Below are 26,986 nucleotides of genomic sequence, written 5' to 3' on the forward strand. Positions count from 1 at the left end.
CTGGCCCACCTGGTGGGCCGTCCCCAGCAGGTCTTCTCGCGGGCGCAGTTGCTCCATGCGGTGTGGCAGCAGCCCGACGTCGGCGGCGGCCGGACCATAGACGTCCACATGACCCGCCTGGCGGCACAAGCTCGGCGACGCCCACCGGGAGTTGCTCGTGACCGTGCGCGGCGTCGGCTACACGTACGAACCCGCACCCACCTGAACGAACGGAGCAGTCCACCACGTCCAAGCGCATCACTCCGCCGTTCGGCGGAGGAGGCGGGGACAGGTCGGTCGCCGGTTCCTCCGTTCGGCGGTGGGCCTGCCACCGGACGGAGGTACCGCCCCACCGGGCGGATTCGGCAGCATGGAATGCGGAACGCCCGCCCGCGCCCAGTGGGCGGGGGCCGCCCCGGCCGTCGTGCTCGGCCGGGGCTTTTGCGTGCCCACGTTCCTCGGCGTGCTCAGAGCGGCTGGTCCAGCGGGAGTTGGGCGGCGCTCGGGAGGTGGCGGTCCAACTCGCCGGGCTCGAACCGGCTCATGCCGATCACCTGCCAGAACTCGCCCGCCGTGGACCCCTGATGCTTGTAGCGTCCCGACGGGGTGAACATGGCCCAGCCCTCGGCCGCGCCGATCAGCGTGGCCTGCGGCACCGGTGCCGTCGTCGCGTCCGGCTCGACGGACCACAGCCGGATCGTGCCGTCCTCGCCGCCCGCCGCCAACTGACCGCCGTCGGGGCGGAAGGAGAGCGTCAGCACGCGTCCCACCGGGCCGGTGAGGGTATGGAGCAGTGTGCCCGTGCGGACGTCCCAGAGGCGGACCACCCCGTCGTCGCCGGCCGTGGCCAGCAGCGGGAGACTCGGGTGCGCGGCGGCGGTCCAGATCGCCCCGGCGTGGCCTCGCAGCCGGTGCACCGGCTCGCCGTCGCGCCAGACGACGGCGGTGCCGTCCCAGGAGGCGCTGGCCATCCAGTGGCCAGCCGAGACCTCGCCCGAGGGTCCGCCGCCGTCGCGGCCGTCGTCGCTGCCGAAGGTCCCGAAGACCACGGTGTAGACGCGGTCGGTGTGCCCCGCGAGTTCGGCGACGAGTTCGCCCTGGAGGTCCCACACCCGGACCAGCCGGTCGTCCGCGCCGGTGACGACGTGGCGGCCGTCGGGGCTGAACGCGATGGACCGGACCCGGCCCTGGTGCTGGGCGAGCGACGTCACCCGCGCGCCCGTGGTCCGGTACCAGAGCTGGACCGAGTCGTCGTCGTTGGCCGTGGCCAGGATGTCGCCGGTCGCGTCGAAGGCCTCGGCCCAAGTGTGGTCGGTCTCGGCGTCGATCTCGCGCTGGAACTCGCCGGTGACCGCGTTCCACAGGTAGACGTCGCCGTCGTTGCTTGCCGTGGCCAGCAGCGCGTCGATGGGGCCGAAGACGGCGGAGACCAGCTGGTCGTTGTTGCCCCGCAGCGTCGAGGTGAGCACACCGGTCGCCGTGTTCCACACCCGGATCCGGCCGTCGTTGCCCGCGACGGCGAGCAGGGAGCCGTCGGGGCTGTAGGTGAGTGAGAAGACCTTGCGGCCGTGGCCGTTGAGGATCCGGCGGCTGCGGCTGGTCGCGGTGTCCCAGAGCCGCACCGCCCCGTCGTTGGCGAGCGTGACCAGGACCGGTCCGGCTCCGGCGGGTTCGCCCTCGGTCGGCGGACGGAACCGGCAGACCCAGACCGAGCCGCGGTGCTGCGGCGGCTGGTGCGGGAGCGGGCTGAGCGGCAGGTCGGGGGGCAGGTCCGGGTCTCGCTCGGAGCGCGGGCTGACGGAGGTGACACCGGGGCCGACGGGCTCCGGGGACTGCCAGGTCCGCACCAGGCCGGTGCTGTCGCCCGCCGCGAGCAGGCCGCCGTCCGGCGAGAAGCTGACCTGGTAGACGGAGCCGACGCAGCCGACCCCCACCCCCGCCGGTCGGCCGGAGACCAGGTCCCACACCCGGACGCTGCCCGCCGTGTCGCCGCTGGCCAGCAGCGTGCCGGAGGGGTGGAAGTCGAGGGTGTAGACGCGGCCGGGGTGGCCGGTGAAGTGGTGCAGCAGGCTCCAGTCCTCCGTGGACCAGACCCGGACGTTGCCGTTCCGTCCGCGTCCGCTGCGTGGGGAGACGCCGATGCCCTGGTCGCCGGTGGCCAGCAGGCGGCCGTCTGGGCTGAACCTGGCCCGGTAGACCGTGCCGTCGTGGTCTTCCAGGCTCGCCAGCCGTCGTCCGTCGGTGGTGTCCCACACCGTCAGCCTGGAGCTGGCGTCGCCGAGCGCCAACAGCCGTCCGTCCGCGCTGAACTGGGCGGTCAGGGTCAGCTTGCCGTGGCCGGGCAGCTTGAGCCGGACGGTGCCGGTGGCCACGTCCCACAGCGTCACCGCGCCGGTCGGGTCGCCGGTGGCGAGCAGGGTGCCCGACTGGTCCAGGGTGACCGGCCAGACGCCGTCGGGGTGCACGTCGAGCCGGTGCAGGCAGGCGCCGGTGACCGGGTCCCAGAGCCGGACGGTGCCGTCGGAGGCGCCCGTCGCCAGCACCGTGGGGCGGAACTTGACCGAGTAGACCCGGCCGGTGTGCCCGGACAGCGTGCGCAGCGCGGCACCGGTCCCCGCGTCGCAGACCAGCACACTGCCGTCCTCGTTGCCGATCGCCAGCAACTCGCCGTCGGGCGCGTAGGTGAGCGGCTCGGGCAGGCGGGCGACGTTCGAGCCGAAGCCGTAGGGGACGCCGACCTTGGCGGGCCGCAGCCCGACCTCGACCGGCATGCCCGGGCTGATCGCGGCCGTGGCCAGCTCCGGCAGTTCGGTCAGCGGGCGGTCGGCCCGGCAGTCGATCAGCGACGCGCGGTTCCAGCGGCTGCCGGTCAGCTGGGCGCCGCTCAGATCGCTGCGGCCGAGGCGGGAGCGGCGCAGGTCGGCGCCGGTGAGGTCGGCGTCGGTGAGCCGGGTGCCGTCCATGGTGGTGCCGACCAGCCGGGCGTCGCGCAGCCGGGCGCCCTTGAAGTTGGCGCCGTCCAGCCGGGCGTCGGACAGGTCGGCCCCGGTCAGGTCGACGCCGGTGAAGTCGCGGTGCGACAGGTCCTCGCCGACGAGCCGCGCGCCGCGCAGATCGGTGTGGGCGGGTATGCGCAGGCGGCTGATCACCCTGGCGGCGTTGGCCCGGGCGACGGCGGAGCGTTCGCCGGGGTCGGCAGCGTCGGCTGCGGCAGTCGCCGTAGCGGGCCGCTCGTCCGTCCCGGTGTCCCGCAACACCGACTGGGCCCAGGTCAGGCAGTCCTGACGATCCGCCAGATCGCAGAGGAACTCCACCGTCAGCTGGCTGAGCACCCGGTGCTCCAGCAACTCGTGGTCGCCGCCCGCCAGTCGCGCCGCCGCCTCCCTGGCGACCAGCCAGTCGGCCACCGAGCGGTGGATGAAGTGGAAGGTTCCCTCGGGCGAGCGGATCAGCAGGGTGCCGGAGCCCATCGCATGCGCCGCGTGCGGGACCGAGAGGCGGTGCTCGGTGAGTGTGCTCAGTATCTCGGCGATGTCGGTGAGTTCGTCCATCCGCAGCGAGGTCCGGCCGGTCTCCCACAGTCGCACCGCCAGCGCCGAAGCGGCGTGCCAGAGCTGATCGATCGTCAGTCCTGGTGGCGCGCCCGGGACGCTGACGCGCTCGCGCTCGTACTGCAGCCAGGCGTCGAAGACCTCCTGGTAGAGGCCGGCGGCGCTCAGCGCCCGGCCCGCCCCGGCCACGGCGCGCAGCCGCTCCTCGTCCAGCTGGGAGACGAAGCTGAGCAGGCGCGGGTTGCCGCACAGGGCCAGCAGGTCCGGGATGCCGTGCAGCAGCCGCATCCGGTCGTCGGCCGCCTGGGCGTCGCCGTAGCGGTTCTCCAGATAGCGGCGGATCTGCTGCTCGTTGAAGGACTCCAACTGCATCACGCGTCGCTGCGGCAGCAGTCCGACCCGCTCGCCGAGCGCGGTCAGCACCTGAGCCTGGGACTTGAAGTGCTGGGTGCGGCTGCTGACGACGATCTTGGCGTTGTCGGTGGCCGCGTCGAGCAGGATCTGCAGGTGGTCCGCGGCGCGGTCGTAGCTGATCTGGTTGACCAACTCGTCGAAGCCGTCGAAGAGCAGGATGATCCGGCCCTGCCGCAGCATGTAGCGGAAGGCGCGCAGCTCGATGGTGTCGACGCCGTGGGCGGCCAGATGGGCGGCGACCAGCCCGTCCAGGGTGTAGGCCTTGTCGAGGGTGCCGAGGTCGATCAGCAGCGGGGTGATGTGCGGGAGCTCCTCCGGCAGCCGCCGGGCCAGCTCGTGCAGAGCAAAGGTCTTTCCGTGCCCGAAGTCGCCCAGCAGCAGCAGGAACCGGCCGTGGTCGGTGTCGAGCAGCCGGATCAGGTCGCCGATCAGGTCCGGGTACTCCACGCCTCCGGCGGGCGCGGTCTCCCGGTAGCGCTGCGGCAGGTAGAGGTGGGGCGGGTACCGGAGGTCGCGCAGCAGCCGCTCGGTCTGCGCACGGGTGTACTCGCGCAGGTCCAACAGCCCCTGGAACTCGGTGAAACTGCGGATCCGGACACCCAACCGCCGGGCCCGGTCCCGCAGTTCGGGCGCGGGGGGCGGGCCGAGATGGACCAGCTCGGCGTCCGGCTCCGTGCCCGAGGCGCGGACCTGGTCAGCGAAGGCCTCGACCAGGTCCGGACCCGGGGTGCCGACGACGGCGGCGATGCGCTCCTGGCGGACGAAGCCGGACTCCTGCCAGGTGGCCAGCAGTTGCGGCGGTGTGCCGCGCAGCCGACGCAGCGTCACCGAGTCGTGGCGGGTGCGGCAGACCTCGGCGATCCGGTCCAGCAGTTCGTCCACCGGCGCGGCCACGGTCCGCGGCTCCCGCGCCGCACCCTGGCCGCCGAAACCCTGGCCGCCGAACGGCCCGGACGACGCGGTCGGCCCGGCCTCCGTCGCGGGCGTGTCGTCCGCAGCCTCGGCGCCGTCGGCGCTGTCGCCGTCGTCCGTGCCCGCCGCGCTGTCGGTGCCGTGCCCGGCGGGCGGGAAGGCCGTCTCCGCGCGGCTCCAGCGGGCCGACAGGTCGACGGTGTCCGATCCGGCCTGGCGGCAGCGCAGGCCGTCGGCGCTGAGCTGGATCAGCCGGCGCTCGGCGGGGTTCTTCGCGCCGAGCACCAGCAACTCGCCACCGGTGACCGCGATCCGGTGCGGCGTCCCGGCGTCCGGGGCGGTGTCGGGGCCGTGCAGCAGCAGGTTGAGCCGCGGCGCGGCCAGGCGCAGGAACAGGTCGCTGTCCCGCAGCGCCTCACGACGCGGACGCGGCGCCTGGTCCAGCGGATGCCGGACCGCGCCGATCCGCAGCCAGCCCGCGTCCTGGTAGGGGCGCAGTGCCTGGGCGAACCAGGTGATCTGCTCGTTGCCGAGACTGCCGAACTGCTCCTCGGTCCGATGGCTGTACGCCATCGAGGAGTTGAAGCCCGCCACGACCGTGTGCAGGTCGGGCACGGGGAAGAGCGACCACGGCTGGTCGGCGTCGAAGACCAGGTCGAGGCCCTGGTAGAGCTCCTGGAAGAGCCGGGTGTAGTGGCGCCACTTGGGCCAGTACGGCGCACGCGGATGGATCTCGTCCGCCTCGCAGCTGTGGAAGTACGCCCGGCACGCGGCCTGGCTCACGTCGTGGCCGCCCGGGACGACGGCCAGCCGCTGCGGTTCCAGGGCGAGCCGGGAGCGCAGCTTGGTGAGGAAGTCCAGCGCCTGCTCGCACTCGCGCGGGCTTCCGGAGGCGGTGAGGTCTCCGGTGACGACGACCAGGTCCGGTGCGGGCGCGCCGCTGTCGGTCAGCTCGACCAGGTCGCTCCAGATCGCGGCCCGCAGCGTGTCCGGCTCCTGACCCCGCCCGAAGGCGGGACCGGCCAGATGCAGCACGGTCAGCGTCTCGCCCTCACGTGCGGTGTGCGGCGCGGCCGGATAGCGCGGCGCGACGGTGGGACGCCGGCGGCCTCCCCAGCCCAGCCCGCCGAAGGGGCTGCGCTGCGAGGGTCCGCGCTGCGACGGTATGGACGCCGTGCGCGGGCCGGAGAGACCGGAGACGCCGGAGACGTCGGGCAGGCCCGGCAGACCGGGCCCGGCCGGGTCGCCGGGGAACTGCGGTCGCTCCTCGGGCCGGGACCGGCCGGTCACGGTGCTCTCGATCCGGGTGAGCAGCAGGTCCTTGGCCGCGGCGGCGTCCTGCACGCCGACCAGGTCGATGTAGGTGATGGTGGCGAGCAGTCCTTCGACTGTGGTGTCGGCCACACGCACGGTGAGTAGTCGCGGGTTGGGCGGCTGCGGTGAGGAGCGCAGCGCGGCCTGCCACTCCATCCGCCCGTACGTCGAGTTCTTGTAGTGGTCCGACAGCACGGCGATCACGGCCGTCGACTCGGTGACCCCGCGGTCCATGAAGTCGATGAAGTCGGTGCCGGGGACGAAGTCCCAGGCCTGGAGCAGCGTGCGGTGACCGGCCTCCTCCAAGGTCCAGGCGATCCAGGCCGCCCACCGTTCGTCGGCGGGCGAGTAGCTGATGAAGAAGTCGAACGGGGCCGAATCACTGTTCGCCATGGGAGAATGGTAGATCCGGCCGCCGTCCGCGGTGGCGGATCGTGAGCGATTGGTGACGTAATCTCTGTTGACGTGGATGCGGAAGTGACGGATTCTCGGGGCGTGGGGACGCCAGGCCCGGGTGATGTCGAGGACCGGAAGCCCGACCCGTCCTCCGGCCGTTCCGTCCCGACCCCTCGGGGCCGGCTGCATCCGCTGGACTGGCTGGCGCTCGGCCTGCTCGCGGGCGGCCTGGTGGCCGTCGTCACCGGCCTGCTGCCGCACGCGTCCGCCTGGGACGCGATGCAGCGCATCGCACCACTGCTCGGCTTCCTCGCCTCGGTCATCCTGCTGGCCGAACTGACCTCCAAGGCCGAGGTCTTCGACGTCCTCGCCACCCGCGTCGCGCGGTGGGGCGGGGGCAGCTACGTACGGCTCTTCGTGCTCTGCGTGCTGTTCGCCTCGGCGACCACGGTGGCGCTCAACCTCGACACCACCGCCGTGCTGCTGACGCCGGTCATGCTGGCCCTGGCCACCCGGGTCCGGATCCCGCCGGTGCCGCTGGCGATGACCACGGTCTGGCTGGCCAACACCGCCAGCCTGCTGCTGCCCGCGTCCAACCTGACCAACCTGCTGGCCGCCAACCGGGTCGCGCTCTCCCCGCTGGGCCTGGTCTGGGTGATGTGGCTGCCCGAACTGGCCTCGGTCGCGGTGACCATGGCGCTGCTGTGGTGGTTCTTCTGGCGCCGCCGCCGACGAGGCGCGGACGCCGGGAGCTACACCCCGCCGCCGGACCACCGGCCAGGAGACCCTCTCCTGTTCCGGATCTGCGCCGTGGCCACGGCGGGATTCCTCGTCACCGTGCTGACCGGCGCGGTGTCGCTGTGGATGGCTTCCACCGCTGCCGCGCTGCTGGTCGTGGCGGCTTTCGCGGTGCGCCGGCGGCAGGAGCTGCGGCTCTCGCTGATCCCCTGGCGGCTGCTGATCATGGTGCCGGGCATGTTCCTGGTCGTCGAGACGCTCGACGCGCACGGCCTGCACCAGGTGCTCGCCGCGGCGATCGGTTCCGACGGCGGCACCGGCGGGGTCCTGCGCGCCTCGGCCGTCGGCGGCGGGCTGTCGAACGTGCTGAACAACCTGCCGGTCTACCTGGCGGGAGAGTCGGTGGTGCCCACGGCCAACCACCTCCAGCTGCTGGGCCTGCTGATCGGCACCAACGTCGGCCCCGTGATCACCCCGTGGGCCTCCCTGGCGATCCTCCTCTGGTTCGAACGCTGCCGCGCCTTCGGCGTCCGGATCCCCCTGCGGACCTTCATGCTCACCGGCACAGCGCTGGCGATCGGCACGGTCGCCGCCGCGACGCTGGCGCTTACAGCCGTGGGCTGAGCAGACAGTTGCACTACTCAGGGCGCGGGCCTCTGCTTGATCAACTGCGCGCGCGAACAACCACCCTGTGCGGATGGCCCTGACGGTTCGGCCTGCCACCTGCGTGGGTGGCTTGTCGCGCAGTTCCCCGCGCCCCTGGGAGTTGCCACCACCTGCGGGATCGAAGACCTCACCCCTGCGCAGCGACCAACGCCAGCAGCTCGTCCACCACTTCCCGCCGCCCGGCGACAAAGCTGAGCTCCGCGCCCGGCCCCAGGCGGTCCGCGAACGGCGTGCCGTCGAAGCCGCGCACGTCCACGCCCGCCTCCAGGGCGAGCAGCAGCCCCGCCGGTAGGTCGACGTACTCGCTGCGGTAGCCCACGAAGCCGTCGATGGTGCCGCCGGCGAGCAGCGCCCATGCGGACAGCGGTGCCCACAGCTGGAGCAGGCGGCGTGCCCGCAGCTCCAGCGCCCCCTTGAGCGCGCTCGCGCGCTCCTCGCCCCGGCCGACGGCGTAGCCCTGCGTCCACGCGAGCAGCGGTCCGGCGGCAGCTCGCACGGACGGACGCGGGGGAGGGCCGGTCATGGGTCCGTCCGGCCCCTGGGCTCCGCCGCCCAGCCGCGCGCTCCAGGTGCGGCCCAGGACCGGATCGTGGACGACACCCACCACCGGTCTGTCCGCCACGCACAGGGCGATGCCGACGCTCCACACCGGCAGTCCGATCGCGACGTTGTTGGTGCCGTCCAGCGGATCGACCAGCCAGGTCCTTCGGGCGTCCGTTCCGGCGTTCTCGAGGACGCCCGCCTCCTCGGAGACGATCCGGTCGGCCGGGTACCGGGCCTGGAGTCGGGCGACGATCAGCTCCTCCGCCGCCAGGTCCAGATCGGTGACCACGTCGCCGCGGTCGCCCTTGGGATGGACGGCACAGGCGCCTAAGCCGCTGCCGAGCCGTCGGCGCAGCAGTCTGCCCGCCGCCCGCGCCGCCGCGACCGCGGTGTGCTGCTCATCCGCATAGGCCGGGAGGAGTGCCGGGATCGGCTCCGGTACCGGAGCGTGGGCCGCGCTCGGGACGGCCCGGTCTGGGCCGAGGACGGGGAGCGGGTCGTGCCGTGGGGCGTGATGCGGACTCATCCATCCTCCTGAGAACCCCTCGAGCGATGTCAGCCGACCGGGCCGGAGCCAGTCTTCGGCGCTCCACCCGGTGCGGCAGACCGTGCAGTGGCCCGAGGGCCAGATCCACGGCATCCTCGACGGACCGGCCGAGCACGACGGTGGCACTGGCCCCGTCGGACTCCCCGGAGACGCCCACAGTGCTGTGGAACTCGCCCGCGGCCATGGTGAAGATCTGTTCGGGGCCGTGCTCCCGCACCGGCTCGGCGCTGAAGCGCACCAGACGTGCCGTCGGCCGCAGGTCGTCGACCCCGTCGGGCGTGCTGGCCACGGCGAAGATCCGGTGGGTCGGCCGGCGCTCCTCGTCGACCACCCGTACCGGTACGTTCCCTATCGCGCCGAAGAGTACGCAGCTGATCAGGTCCCAGCTGTGCGCGTGGATCGCCGAGGTCGTCAGCGCGCCGGTCCCGGGTCGGCCGCCACCCCCCGACGACCCGCCGCCTCCGGACGAGCCGCCGCCCGCCGACGACCCGCCGTGCAGGTGGACGCAGACGCCGTCCCCGCCCTCGCGCAGTACCGGGAGGCAGACGAAGCCCAGCGGGTGTACCACCGCCCGGAGTCGGGTGCGGCCCTGGACCACCGCTTCGAGGGCCGCGCGGGCGTAGCCCAGGAGGCAGGCGGTCTCGCCGCGCTGCGCCGCCCGTTCCAGGGTCGGGTAGTCCGAGCCGCTGTCCATCATCCATCGCTCCGGTGGCGTTGACTGATCGGCCGTCAGGTGCGCAGCTGTCAGGAGTACGGGTTCTCCGGGTGCAGGGCCCTGTCGACGATCTCGCGCACCTCCGCGTCCGACCAGGACATCGGCAGGGGCAGGTCGACGGCGCGGAAGAACTGCTGGACCTCGGACACGGTCGGCTCCTGGGACAGCTGCTCGGGCGCTTTCAGATCGAGCCGCCGGGCCTGGTCGCAGGAGAGCCGGAGCTCGGTGACGTAGTAGTCGTAGAGCGCACGGTCCCGGTCCACGCGGAGGCTGATGCGCCGCGGGTCGTCCTGGGTGATCACCAGGCAGGAATCGGAGAGGTCGAAGCGGAGCGAGGGCGCCACCGACGACAGGTAGACGTCGATCTCCATCTCGTTGGTCCACTGCCGGTACCAGCAGGCGGCCAGCACCGTCGCACAGGCCTCCTTGCGGGCCCGGTCCTCGGTCCACTCCCGCTCGGTGCCGATGTCGCGCGGATCCGCGTGCGTCCTGCGGAAGTGCGCATAGGTCCGGCAGGCCGCCTCGTCGGAGGGGTCGATGATGTTCACCTTCACCTCGAGTGGGCGCCGCGTCCGCTGCGCCTCGCGCACGCACTCAGGCAGTGTCACGGCCCGCAGGTAGGTGCCGGTGCCACCGCGGAACCACCAGCGTTTGGTGTCGGCGCGCGCACGGCGCAGCGCCTCCTCGACGTCGGGGCCGGACAACGACCGCACCATCGCCGTGTCGCTGATGGCCAGCCGGGTCTCGGTCAGGGCCCGCCGCATGTCCACGGTGCGCCGCTTGCGCTCCGCGAGCGAGGCGTACACCAGCGAGGCCAGGACCAGCAGGATCGAGCCCGAGGTGACCGAGCTGCTCAGGTTGTTGGAGAAGATGTCGAGCAGGCCGACGACGACCGCGACGCCCAACCCGACCAGGCCGTCGAGGTTGTGCAGCGCCCACATCACGGCGCGCTCGACCCGACTGCGCTCCTCCAGGCTCTGCTGTTCCACCCGCTGCTGTTCGGCGCTGTGTTGCTCGGTTGCCATCGTCCCCCTCAGGTGCCCGGCACTGCTTCCGGTCGGACCCAGTCGTACCCAGTCGTACCCAGTCGTGCCCAATTCGCCCGGCAGCGGGTCGAGTTCGCGCAGATGGTTCGTCCCGACACTGCTTGGCATGAGCATCCCGCAGGGGACCGATCACGCGCAACGCTCGGGATGTGCGCGTGCTGTGCGCGACAGCTCGTCGAAAATATGACTTGAAGCTTCAAGTTGAACGGTCTAGGGTCGAACTTGAAGGTTCAAGTCGTAGGAGTCGCAGGAGTCCGTCCCGTTCAGCCGAATCACCGAAGGGAGCGTTCGACATGAGCACGCTCAAGATCGCCGTGATCCTTGGTTCCACCCGCCCCGGCCGCAACGGGAAGGCCGTCGCCGACTGGATCGTCGACCGGGCGGGCGCGCGCACCGGCGCGGAGTACGAGCTGGTCGACCTGGCCGACTGGCCGCTGCCCTACATGGACGAGCCCATGCCGCCCTCGATGGGGCAGTACCAGGGCGAGCACACCAAGTCCTGGGCCGCCAAGATCGCCGAGTACGACGGGTACGTCTTCGTGACGCCCGAGTACAACCACTCCATCCCCGGCGTACTCAAGAACGCGATCGACTTCGCCTACGCGGAGTGGAACAACAAGGCCGCCGCCTTCGTCTCCTACGGGACGGTCGGCGGCGTGCGCGCGGTCGAGCACCTGCGCGGTGTCGCCACCGCGGTCCAACTCGCACACGTCAACGCCCAGTTGTGCGCTCGCTGTTCACGGACTTCGAGAACCTCCAGCTCTTCAAGCCCGGCGGGCACCACGACGCCGTCACGGTCAGGCTGTTCGACCAGCTCGAGGCCTGGTCGACGGCGATGCGAACGCTGCGCGAGGGGTCCCGATGAGCTCCCCCGAGGCCGGAGCCGCCGCTGCCGCACAGCGAATGGACGCCGCAGGGTCGTTCGGGATCGGTCCGTGGCAGGTGCGCCGGATCGGCTACGGCGCGATGCAGCTCGCGGGCGACAACGTCTTCGGGCCGCCGCGCGACCGCGACGAGGCACTGCGGGTGCTGCGCGCCGCCGTCGCGGGTGGCGTCAACCACATCGACACCGCGCAGTACTACGGGCCCGGCGTCGTCAACGAGCTGATCCGCGAGGCGCTGCACCCCTACCCGGCCGACTTGGCCCTGGTCAGCAAGGTCGCGGCCCGCCGCGACGAGAACGGCGCGATCCTGCCCTTCGACGAGCCGGACCAGCTCCGCCTGGGCATCGAGGAGAACCTCGCCACCCTGGGTGTCGACCGCCTGGCCGCGGTCAACCTGCGCATGGTCGACCGGTCCGCCGCGCCCGGCAGCAGGTTCGACGCCCAGGTGGAGGCGATGGTCCGGGCCCGCGACGAGGGCCTGATCGACGGGATCGGCCTCAGCAACATCTCGCGGGCGCACCTGCTCCGCGCGGTGGACCGGACGGAGATCGTCTGCGTCCAGAACCTCTTCAACCTGGCGGACCAGGGCTCGCGCGACGTGCTGCAGGAGTGCACGGACCGCGGCATCGCGTTCGTGCCGTTCTGCCCGCTGGGCTGGCCGCGCGGCGAACAGCACGGGCTGCTGGCCGACCCGGTGCTCACGGCGGTGGCCGAACGGCTGCGGGCCACCCCGGTGCAGACCGCCCTCGCCTGGCTGCTCGACCTGGCGCCGAACATCCTGCTGATCGCCGGCACCCGTTCACGCGGTCATCTCGCCGAGAACCTCGCCACCGCCCAGGTCGCGCTGGACACCGAGGCCCGGGCGGCGCTGTCCCGTCGCTTCCCGGGCGGGCAGCCGTGACTTTCCGGGCGCAGGAGCGTTTCCCTAGTGCCTGGAATGCGTGGGAGTCGGCAGACGACAGGGCGTCCGTGGTGGGTATGGTGCACGACGCTTACGTGAGCGACGTGTAACAGTCCGTCCACAATACGGGCCCGGGCTCAGATCGTTGCGACAGGTCCCATACGATCTCCACGCTCCACTTCGTCCATCCGCCGCGCGGCAGGCCGGGCTCGTCCGAGTTCCGGGCCGAGGGCCGCGTCCAGCTCCCGGGGAGATCATGCAGCGCGATCCCGACATGCCCATGTGGCCGGGTCAGGAGGCCCCTGGTTCCCGGCGGCGGAGCAGCAGGAAATGGGTCATCGGCGCGGTGGCCGGTGTGGCCCTGGTCGGTGCGGGCGGCGTGGCCGCCGCGTTCGCGCTGCAGAGCCCCGCGAAGAAGCCCTCCGACAACCTCTCCGCGGACCAGGCCCGGGCGGCCGTGACCGTCACCACGCCCACCGCCGCGCAGGCGGCGGCGACCACCCAGCAGTTCCTCGCCTCCTGGGCGGGAGCGCAGACCACCGCCGCCGCGCAGGCCACCGACCAGCCCGGCGCGGCACAGTCCGCCCTCCAGGGCTACGCCACCGGCCTGCACGCCACGAAGGTCGCCTTCACCGGGGTGACCGCGGGCGCCGCCGATCCGGGGGTCGCGCACGCGGTGCGCACGACGTTCCACGCGACGGCCACAATCGACGGCGGCAACGCCCTCAGCTACGCGGGCTCCGCCGACGTGGTCGTCGTCAACGGCAAGCCGGAGATCCACTGGCAGCCGAGCGTGCTCTACCCCGGGCTCCAGGCCGGGCAGACGCTCACCTACGGCAAGATCTCGGCCACCTCCGCCACGGTGGTGGACCGCCACGGTGCGACGCTGACCGTCAAGGCGTACCCGTCGCTGGTCGGTGTCATCAGCGCGCTCCAGGCCGAGGACGCGGGCAAGGTGACGCAGACGCCGGGCGAGGGCATCGCGATCACCGGGGCGGACGGGAAGACCGTCAAGGTGCTCAAGACCATCCGCGCCGCGGTGCCGGGGACGATCAAGACCACGCTGGACGCGGGGATCCAGGCCGCGGCCGAGCGGGCCGTGAACGACACCAACATCGGCAAGATGCCCGCCGACGTGGTGGCGATCGACTACACCACGGGCGAGATCCGCGCGGCGGCCTTCCGGGGCGGCGACGCCGCGCTGAACGGTGCGGCGGCGCCCGGGTCGACGATGAAGATGATCACCTCGGCCACGCTCTTCGACAAGGCGGGCGCGCTCCCGAGCGACAAGGCCCCCTGCGTCAAGAGCACCGTGATCAACGGGCAGACGTTCCACAACTTCCAGAACGAGATGGACCCGACCGCGGACCTCACCAAGGACTTCGCGATCTCCTGTAACACCGGGTTCATCGACGAGGCCACCGGCAAACTGCACTCCGGCGACCTGCGCGAGGAGGCCCAGGACGTCTTCGGCATCGGCGACTGGCACATCGGCGTGCCGACCACCGACGGCAACGTGCCGGACGAGAACGGCAGCACCAACCTGATCGCCGCCCAGTCCATCGGGCAGGGCCAGGTGACCATGAACACGCTCGCCATGGCCTCGGTGGTCGCGACCATCGCGGACACCGGCTTCCACCAGCCGATCATCGTCCCCGGCCTGCCCCAGCAGACCGCCAAGCGTCCGATCTCCGCCACGACCGCGGCCGAGATCCGGCAGATGATGGTCGTCACGGCCACCGCCTCCTACGGCACCGCCGAGCCGCGCATGCAGGGCATCAACGGTGGCGCCAAGACCGGCACCGCGGAGACGGCGACCGGCACCAACGGCTGGTTCGCGGCGTACGACACCAGCAACCACCTCGCCGTCGACGCGCTCGTCATCGGCGGCAAGGAGGGTGTGCTCACGGCCGGTTACGTCGCGCGCGACGTGCTGCTCGCCGGCTGAGCCCGCGTCAGAAACCGCCTCTCGGCTCACGACCTGGTACGGCCGCCGCTCCCTCACCGGAGGGCGGCCGTTGCCGTCAGGGCGTTGCCCTCGGACGGCCTATGCATCAGGGCGCGTGCACGTCCGCGCGTTCGATTGGGAAGCCTCAAGCCGAGCTGTTCCGTCGTGGCCACCGAAAGGCGTACGTCATGGGCTTCGGGATGCAGGATTTTGCTGTTCGGGTACACAGACCGGTCTTCCGCCCCGCGGAGTGCACCGCGACCGTCGACGAGGTGGTCGAACTTGCGGCCCTCGCCTTCGACCGGGGCGTGCTGCCCGAACGCGTCGAGCGGATGATGCGGGCGACCGGCGTCGAGACGCGGGGCTTCGTCCGTCCGGCGAAGGCGATCTTCACCACCGGTTCCGGGCCGGCCTTCTGGGACGAGACGGCCGACCTGCTGACCCGGATGGCCCGGGAGGCCGCCGAACGCGCCCTGGCAGTGGCCGCTTTGGCGCCGGACCAGATCGACGCGCTCGTGCTGACGAGCGTCTCGGGCTGGTCCATGCCGGGCGTCGACGCCCGGCTGATCCGCAGTCTCGGGCTGCGCCCCACCGTCCGCCGACTGCCGGTTTCGGTGATCGGCTGCGCCGGTGGCGTCTACGGACTGATCCGGGCGCGGGAGCAGGTGGCCGCCCACCCGGACGCCAGGGTGCTGGTCGTGGCCACCGAGGCGTTCAGCATCGGCTTCCAGCCCGGGAACACCAGCACGCCCTCGATGATCTACAAGGCGCTCGGCGGGGACGGCGCGGCGGCTGCCGTCGTCACGTCCGTCGGCGACGTCCGTCCCGGTCCGGCGGTCGAACTGCGGGACCCCTTCGAGCTCCTGGTGCCCGACACCGAGGACGACTACCGGATGACCGTCGATCCCGGAGCGGGGCATCTCGGCTTCACCTCCACCGCCGAGGCCCCGCAGGCGATCCTGAAGGCAGAGGACCACCTCGCCGCCTGGCGCGGCCGATCGGGAGCCGTCGAACCGACGTTCATCGTGGCGCACCACGGCGGCCCGGCGATCCTCGAACGCACGGCGCAGGTCTTCGGCTGCGACCGCCAGCAGTTGCGGCATTCGTGGGAGTCGCTGCGCTGCCACGGCAACATGACGTCCGTCTCCGTGCTCGACATCCTCGCCCGCACTCTCGACGACGCCGACGGACCGCGTCCGGGGGAGGAGGGCCTGATGCTCGGCATCGGCCCGGGGGTGACCATCGCCGCTGCCCGGCTGCGCCGCGTCCCGGCGGTCTGACGCGCCGACAGACGCAGCGGGGCCCGGTGATCGGATCGGATCACCGGGCCCGCCGGGTGTGCTCGGGTGTTCTTCGGCGTGCTTGGGCGTGTCCTGCTGGGTGACCGGGTCAGCCGTGCCAGAGCAGCAGGCTGTGGCTGGAGGCGACGGTCGTGGCGAGCACGACCAGGTCGGCGACGCCGAGGGCGATGCCGAGGCCGGCCCGGAACGGGCGGTTGGTGCGGCGGACCAGGGCGAGCGTGGCCAACACGATCGCGCACGGGCCGAGCACCAGGTTGAAGACGATCAGGCCCGGCAGGCCGAGGATGAACGACGCGACGGCCATCTGGTCGGCGTCGAAGGCGCGTTGACGTTCGGTGAAGGTGTCCACGGGACGGCTCCGAAAGGTGGTCACTGCTGGTGCTTCCGGCGGGCGAGGCCTTCGCGGACACCGAAGACGAGCAGCCAGGCGGAGATCGCCGTGGCGGCGATGAGGAAGGTGGACAAGCTGCTGTGGACGGCCGCGCCCGCCAGCAGGCTGAGGGCGACGAGAGCGATCAGGAGACTCATCGAGAGGCTCTTCTCTCTTGGAGAGTGCAGACGACGGCTGAAATCTCGGCGAACACTTGTGATGACAACTGTTCGCTGACTTCTTCACTCTACGCCGAGTGGCGCATTTCGGCAAACAGTTGTTTACTCAATGGCGTGAGTCACACGCCAGGGGTCCGGGAGGCCCAGAAGCAGCAGTCCCGCCGGGCACTGATGGACGCGGCGCTGCAGTTGCTGGAGCACCAGAGCTTCTCCGGTCTGGGCATGCGCGAGGTGACCCGCGAGGCGGGCATGTCACCGGCGGGCTTCTACCGGCACTTCCGCGACCTGTCCGACCTGGGCGTCGCACTGGTCGAGGAGGCCCTCGCCAACCTGCACGGGATGGTCCGCGCGGCCTTCGCCGAGCAGGGCGACACCGACGAACTGATCGACCACGCCGTCGATGTGATCGCCGACCACGTCCGGAAGCACCCGGCGCACATCCGGTTCATCGCGCGCGAGCGGTTCGGGGGAGTGCGACCGGTCCGCGAGGCGATAGCCGCCGAGTTGGAGAGCTTCACCGACGAGGTCGCCCAGGAGCTGGGCTCGCAGTCCAACTGTTCGGGTTGGAGCCCGGAGGACGTCCGGATGGTCGCCCGGCTCTACGTCGACCACATGGTCCTGACGGCGGCGGCGCTGCAGGAGGCCGACGCGGAGACGGCGGAGCTGATCATCGCGACCGCCCGTCGCCAGTTGCGACTCGTCAGTCTCGGTCGGCGGCACTGGACTTCGGGCTGATCGTCCGGTGGGGCTTGTCATCCGGCTGTGACAGAGGACGGACATGACCGTCGATCTTGGTCCGATATAAATGTTGGTGCCAGAACAGTCAGTAAGCCTTCCTGGCACCACTTCTATCGGGGAACTCTCATGCGCACTGCTTCACGTCTGTCCGCCGCCGCCGTCGTGCTCGCCGCAGGTCTCGCTCTGACCGCCTGCGGCTCCAGCGGGTCCGGCTCGTCCAGCAACGCGGGCGGCACCTCGTCCCCGGTCGCCTCGACCTCGACCTCGACCTCGGCGTCCGCGTCGGCCTCGACCGGGACGTCGGGCAGCACGGGGAGCACCGGCACCACGGGCAGCACCGGCGGGTCGGGGAGCGGCTCGGCCAGCAGCGCGAAGTGCACGGTGCAGGACGTGAAGATGACCGTCACCGGCCCCGACGGACACGCCAACGACCAGCAGGCGGCCCGAGCCACCCTGCACGTGGTCAACAACTCCGCGCACAGCTGCACCCTCACCGGCTTCCCGGGCATCGAGCTCGCCGACGACCAGGGCAAGTCCTCGCCGATCAACGCCGACCGCCACACCGGGATGCAGGTCCAGACGGTGAACCTGGTGCCGGGTCAGTCCGCCCAGGCCGACCTGACGTTCAGCGACGTCAACACCCAGGGCACCTCCTCCGCTCGCTACGTCTGCGCGGTCCAGGGCTCCAAGGTCCAGGTGATCCTGCCGGACACCACCACCCCGAAGTCGGTGCCGGTCTCGGGCGGCATCGACAACGGCGTGCTCAGCGTCTGCGGCTCCCTGACCGTCGACCCGTTCTCCGGTCTGGCGGACTGATACCGCTTGCAACCGCATGTATCAGCTGGCTCTGACAGACCTCTGACGGTCCGTCAGAGCTGGCTGCGGCAGTCGTAGAGGGTCTCGACGCCCTGGTAGGGCATTCCGTAGGCCGCGGGCGAGACCACCGCGCAGTGCGAGGTGACCCACTCGCTCGCCGCCGTCTTCGGTCGGATCGAGGTCGTGATGACGAACCGGAGCCGGCCCTGCTGCACCAGCGTCGCCATCTGCTGCGCGGACGGGAACGGCGTGTTCCCGGTGAAGCCGCCGGTGACCAGGATCGGGTCGGATGTCGCGCGCAGCAGTGGCTCCGCGGGCTCCGCGCTCTGGGTGGCGACCAGGTAGTAGGTGGTGCCGCGGTTCTGCTGGAGGTAGGTCAGCAGCTTGCCGTAGATACCGGCCGGGGCGCCGAAGTTGATCGGGTTGCCGGGCCCGTGGTGCAGCATCTGCGTGTAGCCCGACCCGACCGGTCCCGCCAGCGGTGAGGTCGAGACCCCCGCGTACAGCGGGTTGAGGGCCGTGGAGAAACACCACGCGGCCGGTGCCAGTACCAGTGCCAGCAGGCCCGTCGCCACCGATGCCCAGGTGACCTGGTCGATCCGGGGCCGGGGCTGCGTGCCGCCGCGGGCCAGGCCCGCCGCCGCGCCGAGGGCGAGCAGGCCGACGACGGGCACCAGCCAGACGTCGAAGCTCTTGTACTTCGAACTCACCACCACCGCCCACAGCACGCCGACCAGCAGCGCCGCGAGCAGCGCCCGGGACCGGTCGCCACCCTCCCGGTAGGCGGACCAGGCCGTGGTCAGACCGGCGGCGGCCAGCGCGGCCAGGGCCGGGGCCAGCACCACCAGGTAGTAGTCGTGGATGCCCGAGGACGCCCCGAAGGCGAGGGTGTTGATGACCAGCCAGCCGCCCCAGAGCAGGTAGCCCGCGCGTCCCTGGTCGGTGCGCGGCTCCGCCCGCCGCCAGGCCAGGCCGAGACCGAGGCCCAGCAGTGCGATGGGCAGGAACCAGCTGATCTGCGGCGCGGCGGTGTGGTTGAGCAGCACCGTCCAGCCGGAGCCGCCCACGGGACGGCTCGCCGCGGTTCCCGCGACGCTGCCGAACCCGGGGTTGCTGCTCGTCGCGCTGCTGCCGAAGCGGGACAGGCCGTTGTAGCCGAAGGCCAGCGCGAACGGGTTGTTGCCGGTCGTCCCGTCCAGGTACGGGCGCTGCGACGCGGGCATGATCCAGACCCAGAGCATCCACGAGCAGGAGACGAACAACGCCGTCACGCCCGCGACGACCACATTCCTGAGCCGGCGCCAGAAGTCCCCGGGGGCGGCGAACACGACGACCAGGGCGAAGACCGGGAGGACCACCCAGGCTTGGAGCATCTTCGCCTGGAAGGCGAGCCCGGTCCACACCGCGCAGGCCAGCAGTGGACGCAGACCACCGGTCCGCACCGCGTTCATGGCGCTCCCGGCCGCCAGCACCAGCAGCAGGGTGAGCAGCGTGTCGGCGATGTCGCCCCGGTCCAGGGCGGTGGCGATGGGGGTCACCGCCAGCATCAGCGCGGCCAGCAGCCCCGCCACCGCGCCCGCCCACCGGCTGACGACGCGGTAGAGCACCAGCACCGTGGCGACGCCCTCGACCGCCTGAGGCAGCGCCACCGCCCAGACGTGCAGCCCGAAGATCCGCACCGACAGCGCCTGCGGCCACAGGTAGCCGGGGAGCTTGTCGACGGTGATGCTGCCGCTGGAGTCGAGCCCGCCGTACCAGAAGGCGTGCCAACTCGTCGCCATGGAGCGCACGGCAGCGGTGTAGTACGGGTGCACGGACGTGCCGCCGAGACCCCACCCGTAGAGGTACGCGGCCAGCAGGCCGACCAGCGCCAGTCCGACGGGGACCCAGACCGGCGTCCGTTCGGCGGCGCGGCGCGCCGCACGGGTCCGGCTGCTGCCCGCCTCGGCCGACGACGGGCCGAGATCGGTCGTGGTCATGGGGTGGCACCTCTGCGGCTGTGACGAGGAAAAGGAAGTGGTGCAACCGGAGTGTAAAGGCACTCCCGTCCGCCGAGGCCCACGGCCTTGAATAAAACCCCCGAGGAACGGCGAAACCGGACAGGCCCTTTGGGGAGTCTTCCACAGCGCGGACACAGCCTCGAACGCGATGACGAAATTCTGGTAGGAAAGGAGTCCCTGTTGTGACGTTTTTGTGCCCCCGGGCCCGATAGCGTGCGGTTGACTGTAGGCCCCCACCGGTCGCCACGTGCCTTTCTCTCCTCCGAGAGGTGAATACCCTGTCCACGCCCGCCGTGACGCCGGGGCCGTCGCAGTACGGTCCTGGTCGGCCTCGTCGGCACCGCACCCGGCTCCGGGCCGACATGCCGCTGCTGGGCGGCGTCCGTCCTCCCCTCGCCGCGCTGCTGTGCCTGCTCCTCGCCGTCGTCGCCCTCGCCATGCTGGCGCTGGGACAGACCGTGGCCGAGGACGTGGCGCCCGCCGTGCTCAACTCGTCGCAGCACATCGCCTCCGACACCGCCTCCGACATCCGCGCCGCCGTCAACCAGGACGTGGCGGCGGTCCGTGAGGACGCCACCGCGATCGAAGGCGACCCGGCGACCACCGACGCCGCCTACCTGAAGACCCTCACCGCGCTCGGCACGTCCTGGCGCGGCGCCGCCCTGGTCGACCCGACCACCGGTCAGGAGCTGGCCACGACGGGTGAGGCGTTCCCGGCGAGCGCGGTCTCCTCGGTGGCGGCGAACGAGTCGATCCCGCCGAAGCTGGTCACCCTGAGCAACGGTCAGACCCGGCTGCTGGTCTTCGCCTCGGTCGACCTGCCCGGCCAGGGCACCCGGCTGCTGGTCGGCTCGGACGTGCTGACCGCCCCGGCGCCGGGCGGCGACCTCACCCGCACCGTCGAGGTGGCTGACCGGCACGGCAAGGTCGTCGCCGCCTCCGGCCCGGCGCTGACGACCACGCAGGACCGGCGAATACCCGCTGACGCGTCCTCCGCCGCGGCGCAGCAGGGCGACATCGCCAACAGCTCGACCCGGCCGTCCGGTTACCTGCTGGGCAGCCTGGTGGGTGGCCGCCGGACCGTCGCCGGCTGGGCGGACGTCGCCACCGTCTCCGACGGCGGCGCGGACGCCCTGCACCTGGTCGCCGTCGTGGCCGTCTCCACCCCGCAGACCTCCGCCGTCACCGGCAACTCGCTGGTCGCCCTGGTCGCCGCCGCCTCCCTGCTGGGCGCCGCCCTGCTGATCACCGCGCTGCTGATGCTCGGGTTGCAGCGCCCGCTGCTGCGGCTGCACCTCGCGGGCGCCCGGATCGCCCGCGGCGACGTCTCCCGGCCCGCACCGCAGCCGCGCCTGGGCGAGGCCGCGCGAATAGGCCGCGCGCTGGAGGGGCTGCGCCGCCAGCAGGTCGGCTCGTCCCCCAAGGTGTTCCAGCCGCTCAAGCGGACCTTCGGCGCCCGTGCCCTGGTGCTGCTGTGCGGGTTCGTCCTGGTGGCCTGGTCCGTCCCGCTGCTGTTCGTGCTGGACCGGCCCGCCGGGCCCGAGCAGGTCCCGGTGCAGCTGATCAGCGATCAGCAACTGCGCACCGTCGCCGCCGCGAACCGGGTGGAGAGCAGCCTGGCCACCGGCTACACGGACGCCGCCTCGGTCGCGGCCTCGCTCTCCGCGTCGAGCACGACCGGGCGGATGCAGCAGCTGCTCGGCAGCACGCTCAAGGAGCACAGCCGCTACCGCGCGCTCTACGTGCTGGCCCAGGACGGCTCGGTCCTCGCCTCGGTCGGCCTGCCCCCGCGCCAGCAGCTGCACCACGTCCCGCCGGGCGGCGGTGTGCTGCAGCTCAACACCGGCGGCAAGGTGCCGTCGACGGCCGTCTACGCGGTCGTGCCCAAGCCCGCGCCCGTTGCCGGGAAGCAGCCCGCCGTCACCGGGCCGGGGACGCCGGTCGCCGTGGTCGGCGAGTTCGACACCAGCTACCTGAACAGCGTCCTCAACCACGCCGGCATGGGCCATGTCTGGCTGGTGGACGCCGAGCACAAGGTGATCGGCTCCGACGGCGGCTTCCGCGCCTTCCAGAGCCTGCCCGACTCCTCGCTGACCGGGCTCGCGGTCGACAACCCGGTCCAGCCCGCGAACGCGGTCGTGCCCACCTCCGACGGCACCGCGATCGCCGCTGCCGCGCCGGTCGACGTCATCGCGAACGTGTCGCGTCAGCCCAGCTGGCAGGTGGTCAGCTCGCAGCCCGAGTCCTGGCTGGACCTGAGCGCCAACCGCACGGAGCGGCTGACCATGCTGGTCGGACTGCTCGGCCTGACCGTCTCGGTGATCTGCCTCGGCTGGCTCTTCGTCGTTGTGGTCCGGCCCCTGCGCGACCTGGCCGAGGTCGCCGAGCGCCTGGCCTCGGGTGACCGCCGCACCGTGCTGTACCCGGTCCATCACGACGAGGTCGGCTCCATCACCCGGAGCCTGGAGATCATCCGCCAGCGGCTGGGCGGTGGGAGCCGCGCGTCTGCGTCTTCCAAGGCGACCAAGGCGGGCAAGGCCGGCAACGCCACCGCGCCCCGGAACTGACAGACCATAAGGCCCTAAGGAACGATTCGGTGCTCTTCCTCTACTGCGTGCTGGTGATCTGCTGCGCCGGGCTGCTCCTGGCCGGCATCGTCGAGCAACGACGCCACTACATCTCGCTGGAGCAGATACCGGTGCGGGTGCTGGTCAACGGCATCCGCGGCAAGAGCTCCATCACCCGGCTGTGCGCGGGCGCGCTGCGCGGCGGCAACCTGGTCACGGTCGCCAAGACCACCGGTACCGCCGCTCGGTTCATCCACCCCGACGCCACCGAGGAGCCGGTCTACCGCAAGTTCGGCCTGGCCAACGTGGTCGAGCAGATCGGCATCGTGCGTCGTGCCGCCGTCTACCGGCCCGACGCGCTGGTCATCGAGTGCATGGCCGTCATGCCGGCGCTGCAGGAGATCAACCAGCAGAAGCTGATCCGCTCCACCATCGGCGTCCTGTGCAACGTGCGCGAGGACCACCTTGCCGAGATGGGCCCCACCCTGGACGACGTGGCCCGGTCGCTGTCGCGCTCCATGCCGGAGGGCGGCATCTGCGTGACCGCTGAGCGCGACCGGCTGGCGATCCTCCAGCAGGAGGCCGACAAGCGGAACTGCCGCCTGATCGCGGTGGATCCGGAGACCGTCAGCGACGAGGAGCTCCGCGGCTTCAGCTGGTTCACCTTCAAGGAGAACGTCGCCATCGCCCTGGCCGTCGCCGACCTCCTCGGCGTCGACCGGGAGACCGCCCTGCACGGCATGTGGGAGGCCCCGCCGGACCCCGGCGTGCTGTCGGTGGAGCGCTACCGCACCGACGACGACAAGCGGCTCCGCTTCGCCAACGTCTTCGCCGCCAACGACCCCGAGTCGACGCTGATGAACGTGCGGCAGCTGCTCGACCTCGGCGCGATCCGCCGCCCGCTCAACGTCGTGATCAACTGCCGTCCCGACCGGGTGGAGCGCAACGGCCAGATGGGCGCGATCGTCCCCGACCTGGCCCCCGACACGGTCTTCCTGATCGGCCATCCGACCAAGAGCGCCCGGGACGGCATCCCCGACCACTGGCAGGGCCGGATCGTCGACCTGGGCGGCGACCGGCGCGACCCGGAGGAGCTCACCCGGGACCTGCTCGCCGAACTGCCGGAGGACTCCTCGCTGGTGGCCGTCGGCAACATCCACGGCCAGGGCGAGCTCTTCCTGGACTGCCTGGCCGAGCTGCCGGCGGACGAGGAGGAGGACGACGCCTTCACGCCGCCCGCCCCGGAGGGCCGGTACGCCGAGCTCCCCGAGGGCGTCGAGGATCCCTGGGCCGTGCCTTTCGGCCTGTCCGCGGACTCGCCGACGCTGACGCTGCGCGTCCCGTTCCAGCGACGGCGCTAGCGGCCCTGTTGTGAGCATCAGCCCCACCAGTCGACCCACCGTCGGATCCCACCACGAGGAAGCCCTGTGATCCCCGCCAACGTCACCCCCCAGACCGCCGCGCTGGGTATCGCGCTCGGCCTCGTGTTCTCGCTCATCTGCTACCTCACCACCAACCTCTCGCCCGGCGGCATGATCACCCCGGGCTGGCTGGCGCTGACCCTGGTCACCGACGTCGGCCGGTTCTGGCTGGTCCTGGGCGTCACCGCGGTGACCTTCCTGGTGACGGTGGGTCTGCAACGGGTCGTGATCCTCTACGGCAAGCGGCTTTTCGCCGCGGTGGTGTTGACAGCCGTCGTGCTGCAGATGAGTGTCATGCTGGCTCTGCAACAGGAGTTCCCGCTGCTCTACACCGCACAGACGCTGGGCTTCATCGTGCCCGGCCTGATCGCCTACCAGCTCGTCCGACAGCCCAAGGCCGCCACCGTCATCTCCACCACGGCGGTGACCCTGGCCGCCTACGTCGTGCTGGCGGCGGGTCTGCTGCTGGGCGCCCTGCCCACGGCCTGACCCACGCCGGTAGCCGGCTTCCCCGATCTATGGAGTTCCACCGATGTCCCCGTCGTCCCCGTCCTCTTCGTCCCCCTCCCGTCGCACCCTGCTCGCCGGTGCCGCCGGTCTCGTCCTGGCCGGAACGGCGGGGGCGCTGGGATACGAACTTCACAACCGGGGTGGCACGGGGAGCACGTCCCCCGGCGGCGGGGACGCGGCGTCGGCGGGAGACTCGGGCCCGGTGACGCAGTCCGGTGGCTACCGCTTCCAGCGCCAGAGCTCGCCGGGCCGCACCGTCGCCCTGGACGCCTCGGGCAACCAGCTCGCCGTCTTCACCGACGGCGCCCGCACCGTCGTGCTGCGCGGCCCGAGCCGGACCTTCAGCGAGCCGCGCACCACCGATGCCACGGTCACCACCGAGGCGTGGGTCCGGCTGCTGCCGAGCGAGTGGAAGCAGGGCGAGGAGAAGAGCGCCTGGTTCGCGCAGTGGTTCCCCAGGACGCTGAACGACACCAGTCCGGACGTTTTCGCCGTCGCCTTCGAGTACAGCAGCGCCGGAGCGAAGGACCAGTACAACGCACAGGGTGTCCGTTTTGCGGGAACTGCGCATTTTGGTCCGCGTAATCCGAAAGTCAGCGGACCGCTGGATTTTGCCTACCATGCGGAGCAATCGGACTTCTACGACTATCTCGGAATTCCCTGGACTTTTCCGGATGGAACGCAAGTCCAGCCCGAAAAGGCACGCTACGGCGACGTGGACTGTTCTGGATTCCAGCGGCTGCTCTGGGGCTACCGGATGGGCATGCCGATGCACAACACCGACACCACGGGCGTCGGTCTGCCCCGCCGCGCCTTCGCCATCGCCGCCTACGGCCCCGGCGTGCTGCTGATCCCCAACACCGGCACGCAGGCCACCGCCCTCAGCGTGCTGCAGCCGGGTGACCTCGTCTTCTTCGGCATCCTCAAGGGCCAGCCGGACGTGATCGACCACTGCGGGTTCTACATGGGCCCGGACAGCAACGGCCGTCCGCGCTTCTACTCCAGCCGCTCGGCGGCCAACGGCCCGACCATGGGCGACCTGGCCGGGCACGCGCTGCTGGACGGCACCGACTTCTACGCCCGGGGTTTCCGCGGGGCGCGAAGACTCTAGGCCTTCAGCTCCCACCACGCCGACAGGGCCCCTCGGCGGACCCTTCGGCACGGATGCCGTCGAGCTGCCAAGAGGCCCTGCCGTCCCGCCCGTTACGGGGTCGGGCTGTCCGATCGAGACCCCCGTTCAGGATCGGAACCCCTGCGCTCCGGGGCGGTCGCAGTCGCTACCGGAGCACAGGACGTGCTGCGACGCGCTGAGGACGTGCTGTCAGTGCATCCCGTGTTGCCCGTGCCGTCAGTGCAGGGTGGCGTGGGAGAGGTCGCACTCGTTGGTGTCGTTGGACCAGGTGGCCTGCTCGGCGAAGCTGCCGGTGCCCATGGAGACCATGCCCGCGCCGCCCGCGGTGCCGGGGGAGAGCCAGGCGCACTCGTCCGCGTTCTCCTGGCCGTTGTAGCTGCTGCCGGACTGCTGGTTGGTCCAACCGCCCGCCGGGTACTGGTCGGACATCATCTCCTGCCACTCGTGGCCGAGGGTCATCGTGTACCCGTCCAGCGTTCCGGGCGAGTTGATGAAGCCCACGCCGCAGCCCTGGCCGGAGTCCATGTTGTAGGGCTGGTTGGAGAAGGCCAGGTCGCCGTAGGGCGAGTTGACCGCACCGCCGGTCAGCGAGGAGTCGCCGGTGTAGTCGTGCCAGGCGCAGTACTGGCCCTGGTAGTTGTCCGGGTTGGTGCCCGTCGGCGAGAGGATGACGTAGTAGGCGTCACGGTTGGCGTCGGCGGTGGTGTTGCCGAAGTGCGTCGCCGCGTTGACGGCCTCCTGGCCGAGCTGGTTGCCGGACGCCGCGCTCGGCGAGGCCGCCGAGTTGTCGTACCAGACGCCCGACAGCACGCCACCGGTCTGGTAGGGGATGAAGCTGGCGTTGCTCGGGCAACTGGTCGCCCCGGCGCTGACGTTGGGGCCGTCGCACCACTGCGTCAGCACGGACGACCACTGCTCGCCGCCGGTGCCGATGCCCTTGAACATCTCCTGGGCGGCCGACGCCGCGCCGTCCGCGTCGCCGGAGAAGCTGGCGTCACCGTTGGAGTCGGTGGACTGGGTGCCCCACTGGTTGCCGTAGAAAACCAGGTACACCTTGGCGTGGCCGTCCAGCACGCCGACGCCGTTGATGCCGCCGCCGTAGGACAGCGTCTCCGGTCCGGTCGCGGCCTGCGGGCTCTTGTGGGCCTTGGCCCACGAGCTCATCCTGGCGGCGGTGGTGCGGTTGGGTATGACGCCGTGCCGGTAGGCGTGACCGGTCTGCGGGTCGAACGGGTTCGCGGCCACGCCCGCCGCAGCGGCGGCCGGGGCGTGCGACGGCACGGGCACGGCCGACGCGGAGGGCGCGGTCGCGGCGAGGGTCACGGCGGTGAGCAGGGAGAGGGAGGCCAGGCCGGAGACGGCGAGGCGGCGGGCACGAGGACGTGACGTAACGCCCAT

At 71.6% G+C, this 26,986-nt stretch carries 20 protein-coding genes and 1 pseudogene; 12 read left to right on the plus strand and 9 right to left on the minus strand.

Going from position 1 to position 26,986, the window contains the following annotated elements:
* Positions 1 to 12 precede the first annotated feature (12 nt).
* Positions 13 to 564, plus strand: a complete 552-nt coding sequence (locus ABH928_RS29560) for a winged helix-turn-helix domain-containing protein (RefSeq protein ID WP_370071754.1) — start codon at positions 13 to 15, stop codon at positions 562 to 564.
* Here the strand turns inward: ABH928_RS29560 and ABH928_RS29565 are convergent.
* Positions 447 to 6,563, minus strand: a complete 6,117-nt coding sequence (locus ABH928_RS29565; RefSeq protein ID WP_370071698.1) for a TIR domain-containing protein — start codon at positions 6,561 to 6,563, stop codon at positions 447 to 449. The two genes, ABH928_RS29560 and ABH928_RS29565, sit on opposite strands and share 118 nt — an antisense overlap.
* 195 nt (positions 6,564 to 6,758) lie before the next feature.
* On the opposite strand from ABH928_RS29565, the gene ABH928_RS29570 reads away from it, so the two are divergent.
* Positions 6,759 to 7,928, plus strand: a complete 1,170-nt coding sequence (locus tag ABH928_RS29570; protein WP_370071755.1) for an SLC13 family permease — start codon at positions 6,759 to 6,761, stop codon at positions 7,926 to 7,928.
* A 169-nt stretch (positions 7,929 to 8,097) separates the two neighbouring features.
* Here the strand turns inward: ABH928_RS29570 and ABH928_RS29575 are convergent, their stop codons facing one another.
* From ABH928_RS29575 to ABH928_RS29585, 3 genes are read right to left on the minus strand one after another with little or no spacing between them, the layout of a single operon-like run.
* Positions 8,098 to 8,943: an inositol monophosphatase gene (locus ABH928_RS29575; protein WP_370071756.1), complete on the minus strand. Its 846-nt coding sequence runs from the start codon at positions 8,941 to 8,943 to the stop codon at positions 8,098 to 8,100.
* On the minus strand, positions 8,912 to 9,757 hold the full coding sequence (locus ABH928_RS29580) for a hypothetical protein (RefSeq protein ID WP_370071699.1): 846 nt from the start codon (positions 9,755 to 9,757) through the stop codon (positions 8,912 to 8,914). The genes ABH928_RS29575 and ABH928_RS29580 overlap by 32 nt, the downstream gene beginning before the upstream one ends.
* A 47-nt stretch (positions 9,758 to 9,804) precedes the next feature.
* Complete coding sequence (locus ABH928_RS29585) at positions 9,805 to 10,800, minus strand: hypothetical protein (RefSeq protein ID WP_370071700.1); 996 nt, start codon at positions 10,798 to 10,800, stop codon at positions 9,805 to 9,807.
* 314 nt (positions 10,801 to 11,114) lie between these two features.
* Between ABH928_RS29585 and ABH928_RS29590 the strand changes: the two are divergent.
* From ABH928_RS29590 to ABH928_RS29605, 4 genes and pseudogenes are all read left to right on the plus strand, one after another.
* Positions 11,115 to 11,686: pseudogene (locus tag ABH928_RS29590) on the plus strand (NADPH-dependent FMN reductase).
* Positions 11,683 to 12,606 (plus strand): oxidoreductase, encoded by a 924-nt coding sequence (locus tag ABH928_RS29595; RefSeq protein WP_370071701.1) that lies wholly within the window; start codon positions 11,683 to 11,685, stop codon positions 12,604 to 12,606. The pseudogene ABH928_RS29590 and the gene ABH928_RS29595 overlap by 4 nt, the downstream one beginning before the upstream one ends.
* Before the next feature lie 256 nt (positions 12,607 to 12,862).
* Positions 12,863 to 14,554, plus strand: coding sequence for a penicillin-binding transpeptidase domain-containing protein (locus tag ABH928_RS29600; RefSeq protein ID WP_370071702.1), 1,692 nt, complete (start codon positions 12,863 to 12,865; stop codon positions 14,552 to 14,554).
* Between the two features lie 272 nt (positions 14,555 to 14,826).
* Positions 14,827 to 15,834 carry a PhlD gene (locus tag ABH928_RS29605; RefSeq protein ID WP_370071703.1) on the plus strand — a complete coding sequence of 336 codons (1,008 nt, stop codon included), beginning with the start codon at positions 14,827 to 14,829 and terminating at the stop codon, positions 15,832 to 15,834.
* A gap of 109 nt (positions 15,835 to 15,943) precedes the next feature.
* Here the strand turns inward: ABH928_RS29605 and ABH928_RS29610 are convergent, their stop codons facing one another.
* Together ABH928_RS29610 and ABH928_RS29615 are read right to left on the minus strand one after the other, a co-directional pair.
* On the minus strand, positions 15,944 to 16,228 hold the full coding sequence (locus ABH928_RS29610; protein WP_370071704.1) for a DUF4190 domain-containing protein: 285 nt from the start codon (positions 16,226 to 16,228) through the stop codon (positions 15,944 to 15,946).
* Positions 16,225 to 16,383 carry a hypothetical protein gene (locus ABH928_RS29615; protein WP_370071705.1) on the minus strand — a complete coding sequence of 53 codons (159 nt, stop codon included), beginning with the start codon at positions 16,381 to 16,383 and terminating at the stop codon, positions 16,225 to 16,227. The genes ABH928_RS29610 and ABH928_RS29615 overlap by 4 nt, the downstream gene beginning before the upstream one ends.
* Positions 16,384 to 16,518: 135 nt before the next feature.
* Between ABH928_RS29615 and ABH928_RS29620 the strand changes: the two genes are divergently transcribed.
* Positions 16,519 to 17,139 carry a TetR family transcriptional regulator gene (locus tag ABH928_RS29620; RefSeq protein ID WP_370071706.1) on the plus strand — a complete coding sequence of 207 codons (621 nt, stop codon included), beginning with the start codon at positions 16,519 to 16,521 and terminating at the stop codon, positions 17,137 to 17,139.
* A 113-nt stretch (positions 17,140 to 17,252) separates the two neighbouring features.
* On the opposite strand, the gene ABH928_RS29625 is transcribed toward ABH928_RS29620, so the two are convergent.
* Complete coding sequence (locus ABH928_RS29625; RefSeq protein WP_370071707.1) at positions 17,253 to 17,549, minus strand: hypothetical protein; 297 nt, start codon at positions 17,547 to 17,549, stop codon at positions 17,253 to 17,255.
* On the opposite strand from ABH928_RS29625, the gene ABH928_RS29630 reads away from it, so the two are divergent.
* Positions 17,539 to 17,958 (plus strand): DUF4232 domain-containing protein, encoded by a 420-nt coding sequence (locus ABH928_RS29630; RefSeq protein ID WP_370071708.1) that lies wholly within the window; start codon positions 17,539 to 17,541, stop codon positions 17,956 to 17,958. The two genes, ABH928_RS29625 and ABH928_RS29630, sit on opposite strands and share 11 nt — an antisense overlap.
* A 53-nt stretch (positions 17,959 to 18,011) precedes the next feature.
* Here the strand turns inward: ABH928_RS29630 and ABH928_RS29635 are convergent, their stop codons facing one another.
* Positions 18,012 to 19,937, minus strand: a complete 1,926-nt coding sequence (locus ABH928_RS29635) for an ArnT family glycosyltransferase (protein WP_370071709.1) — start codon at positions 19,935 to 19,937, stop codon at positions 18,012 to 18,014.
* A 290-nt stretch (positions 19,938 to 20,227) separates the two neighbouring features.
* Between ABH928_RS29635 and ABH928_RS29640 the strand changes: the two genes are divergently transcribed.
* From ABH928_RS29640 to ABH928_RS29655, 4 genes are all read left to right on the plus strand, one after another.
* Positions 20,228 to 22,525, plus strand: a complete 2,298-nt coding sequence (locus ABH928_RS29640) for a HAMP domain-containing protein (RefSeq protein WP_370071710.1) — start codon at positions 20,228 to 20,230, stop codon at positions 22,523 to 22,525.
* A 29-nt stretch (positions 22,526 to 22,554) separates the two neighbouring features.
* The gene (pgsB, locus tag ABH928_RS29645; protein WP_370071711.1) at positions 22,555 to 23,886 is read left to right on the plus strand and encodes a poly-gamma-glutamate synthase PgsB; all 1,332 of its coding nucleotides are present in this window, start codon (positions 22,555 to 22,557) and stop codon (positions 23,884 to 23,886) included.
* Positions 23,887 to 23,952: 66 nt separating this feature from the next.
* On the plus strand, positions 23,953 to 24,435 hold the full coding sequence (locus tag ABH928_RS29650) for a poly-gamma-glutamate biosynthesis protein PgsC/CapC (RefSeq protein ID WP_370071712.1): 483 nt from the start codon (positions 23,953 to 23,955) through the stop codon (positions 24,433 to 24,435).
* Between the two features lie 43 nt (positions 24,436 to 24,478).
* On the plus strand, positions 24,479 to 25,567 hold the full coding sequence (locus tag ABH928_RS29655; RefSeq protein WP_370071713.1) for a hypothetical protein: 1,089 nt from the start codon (positions 24,479 to 24,481) through the stop codon (positions 25,565 to 25,567).
* A 237-nt stretch (positions 25,568 to 25,804) separates the two neighbouring features.
* On the opposite strand, the gene ABH928_RS29660 is transcribed toward ABH928_RS29655, so the two are convergent.
* Positions 25,805 to 26,986, minus strand: coding sequence for a hypothetical protein (locus ABH928_RS29660; RefSeq protein WP_370071714.1), 1,182 nt, complete (start codon positions 26,984 to 26,986; stop codon positions 25,805 to 25,807).

The sequence above is a fragment of the Streptacidiphilus sp. MAP5-3 genome (assembly GCF_041262505.1).
In the GTDB taxonomy this organism is placed as follows: domain Bacteria; phylum Actinomycetota; class Actinomycetes; order Streptomycetales; family Streptomycetaceae; genus Streptacidiphilus.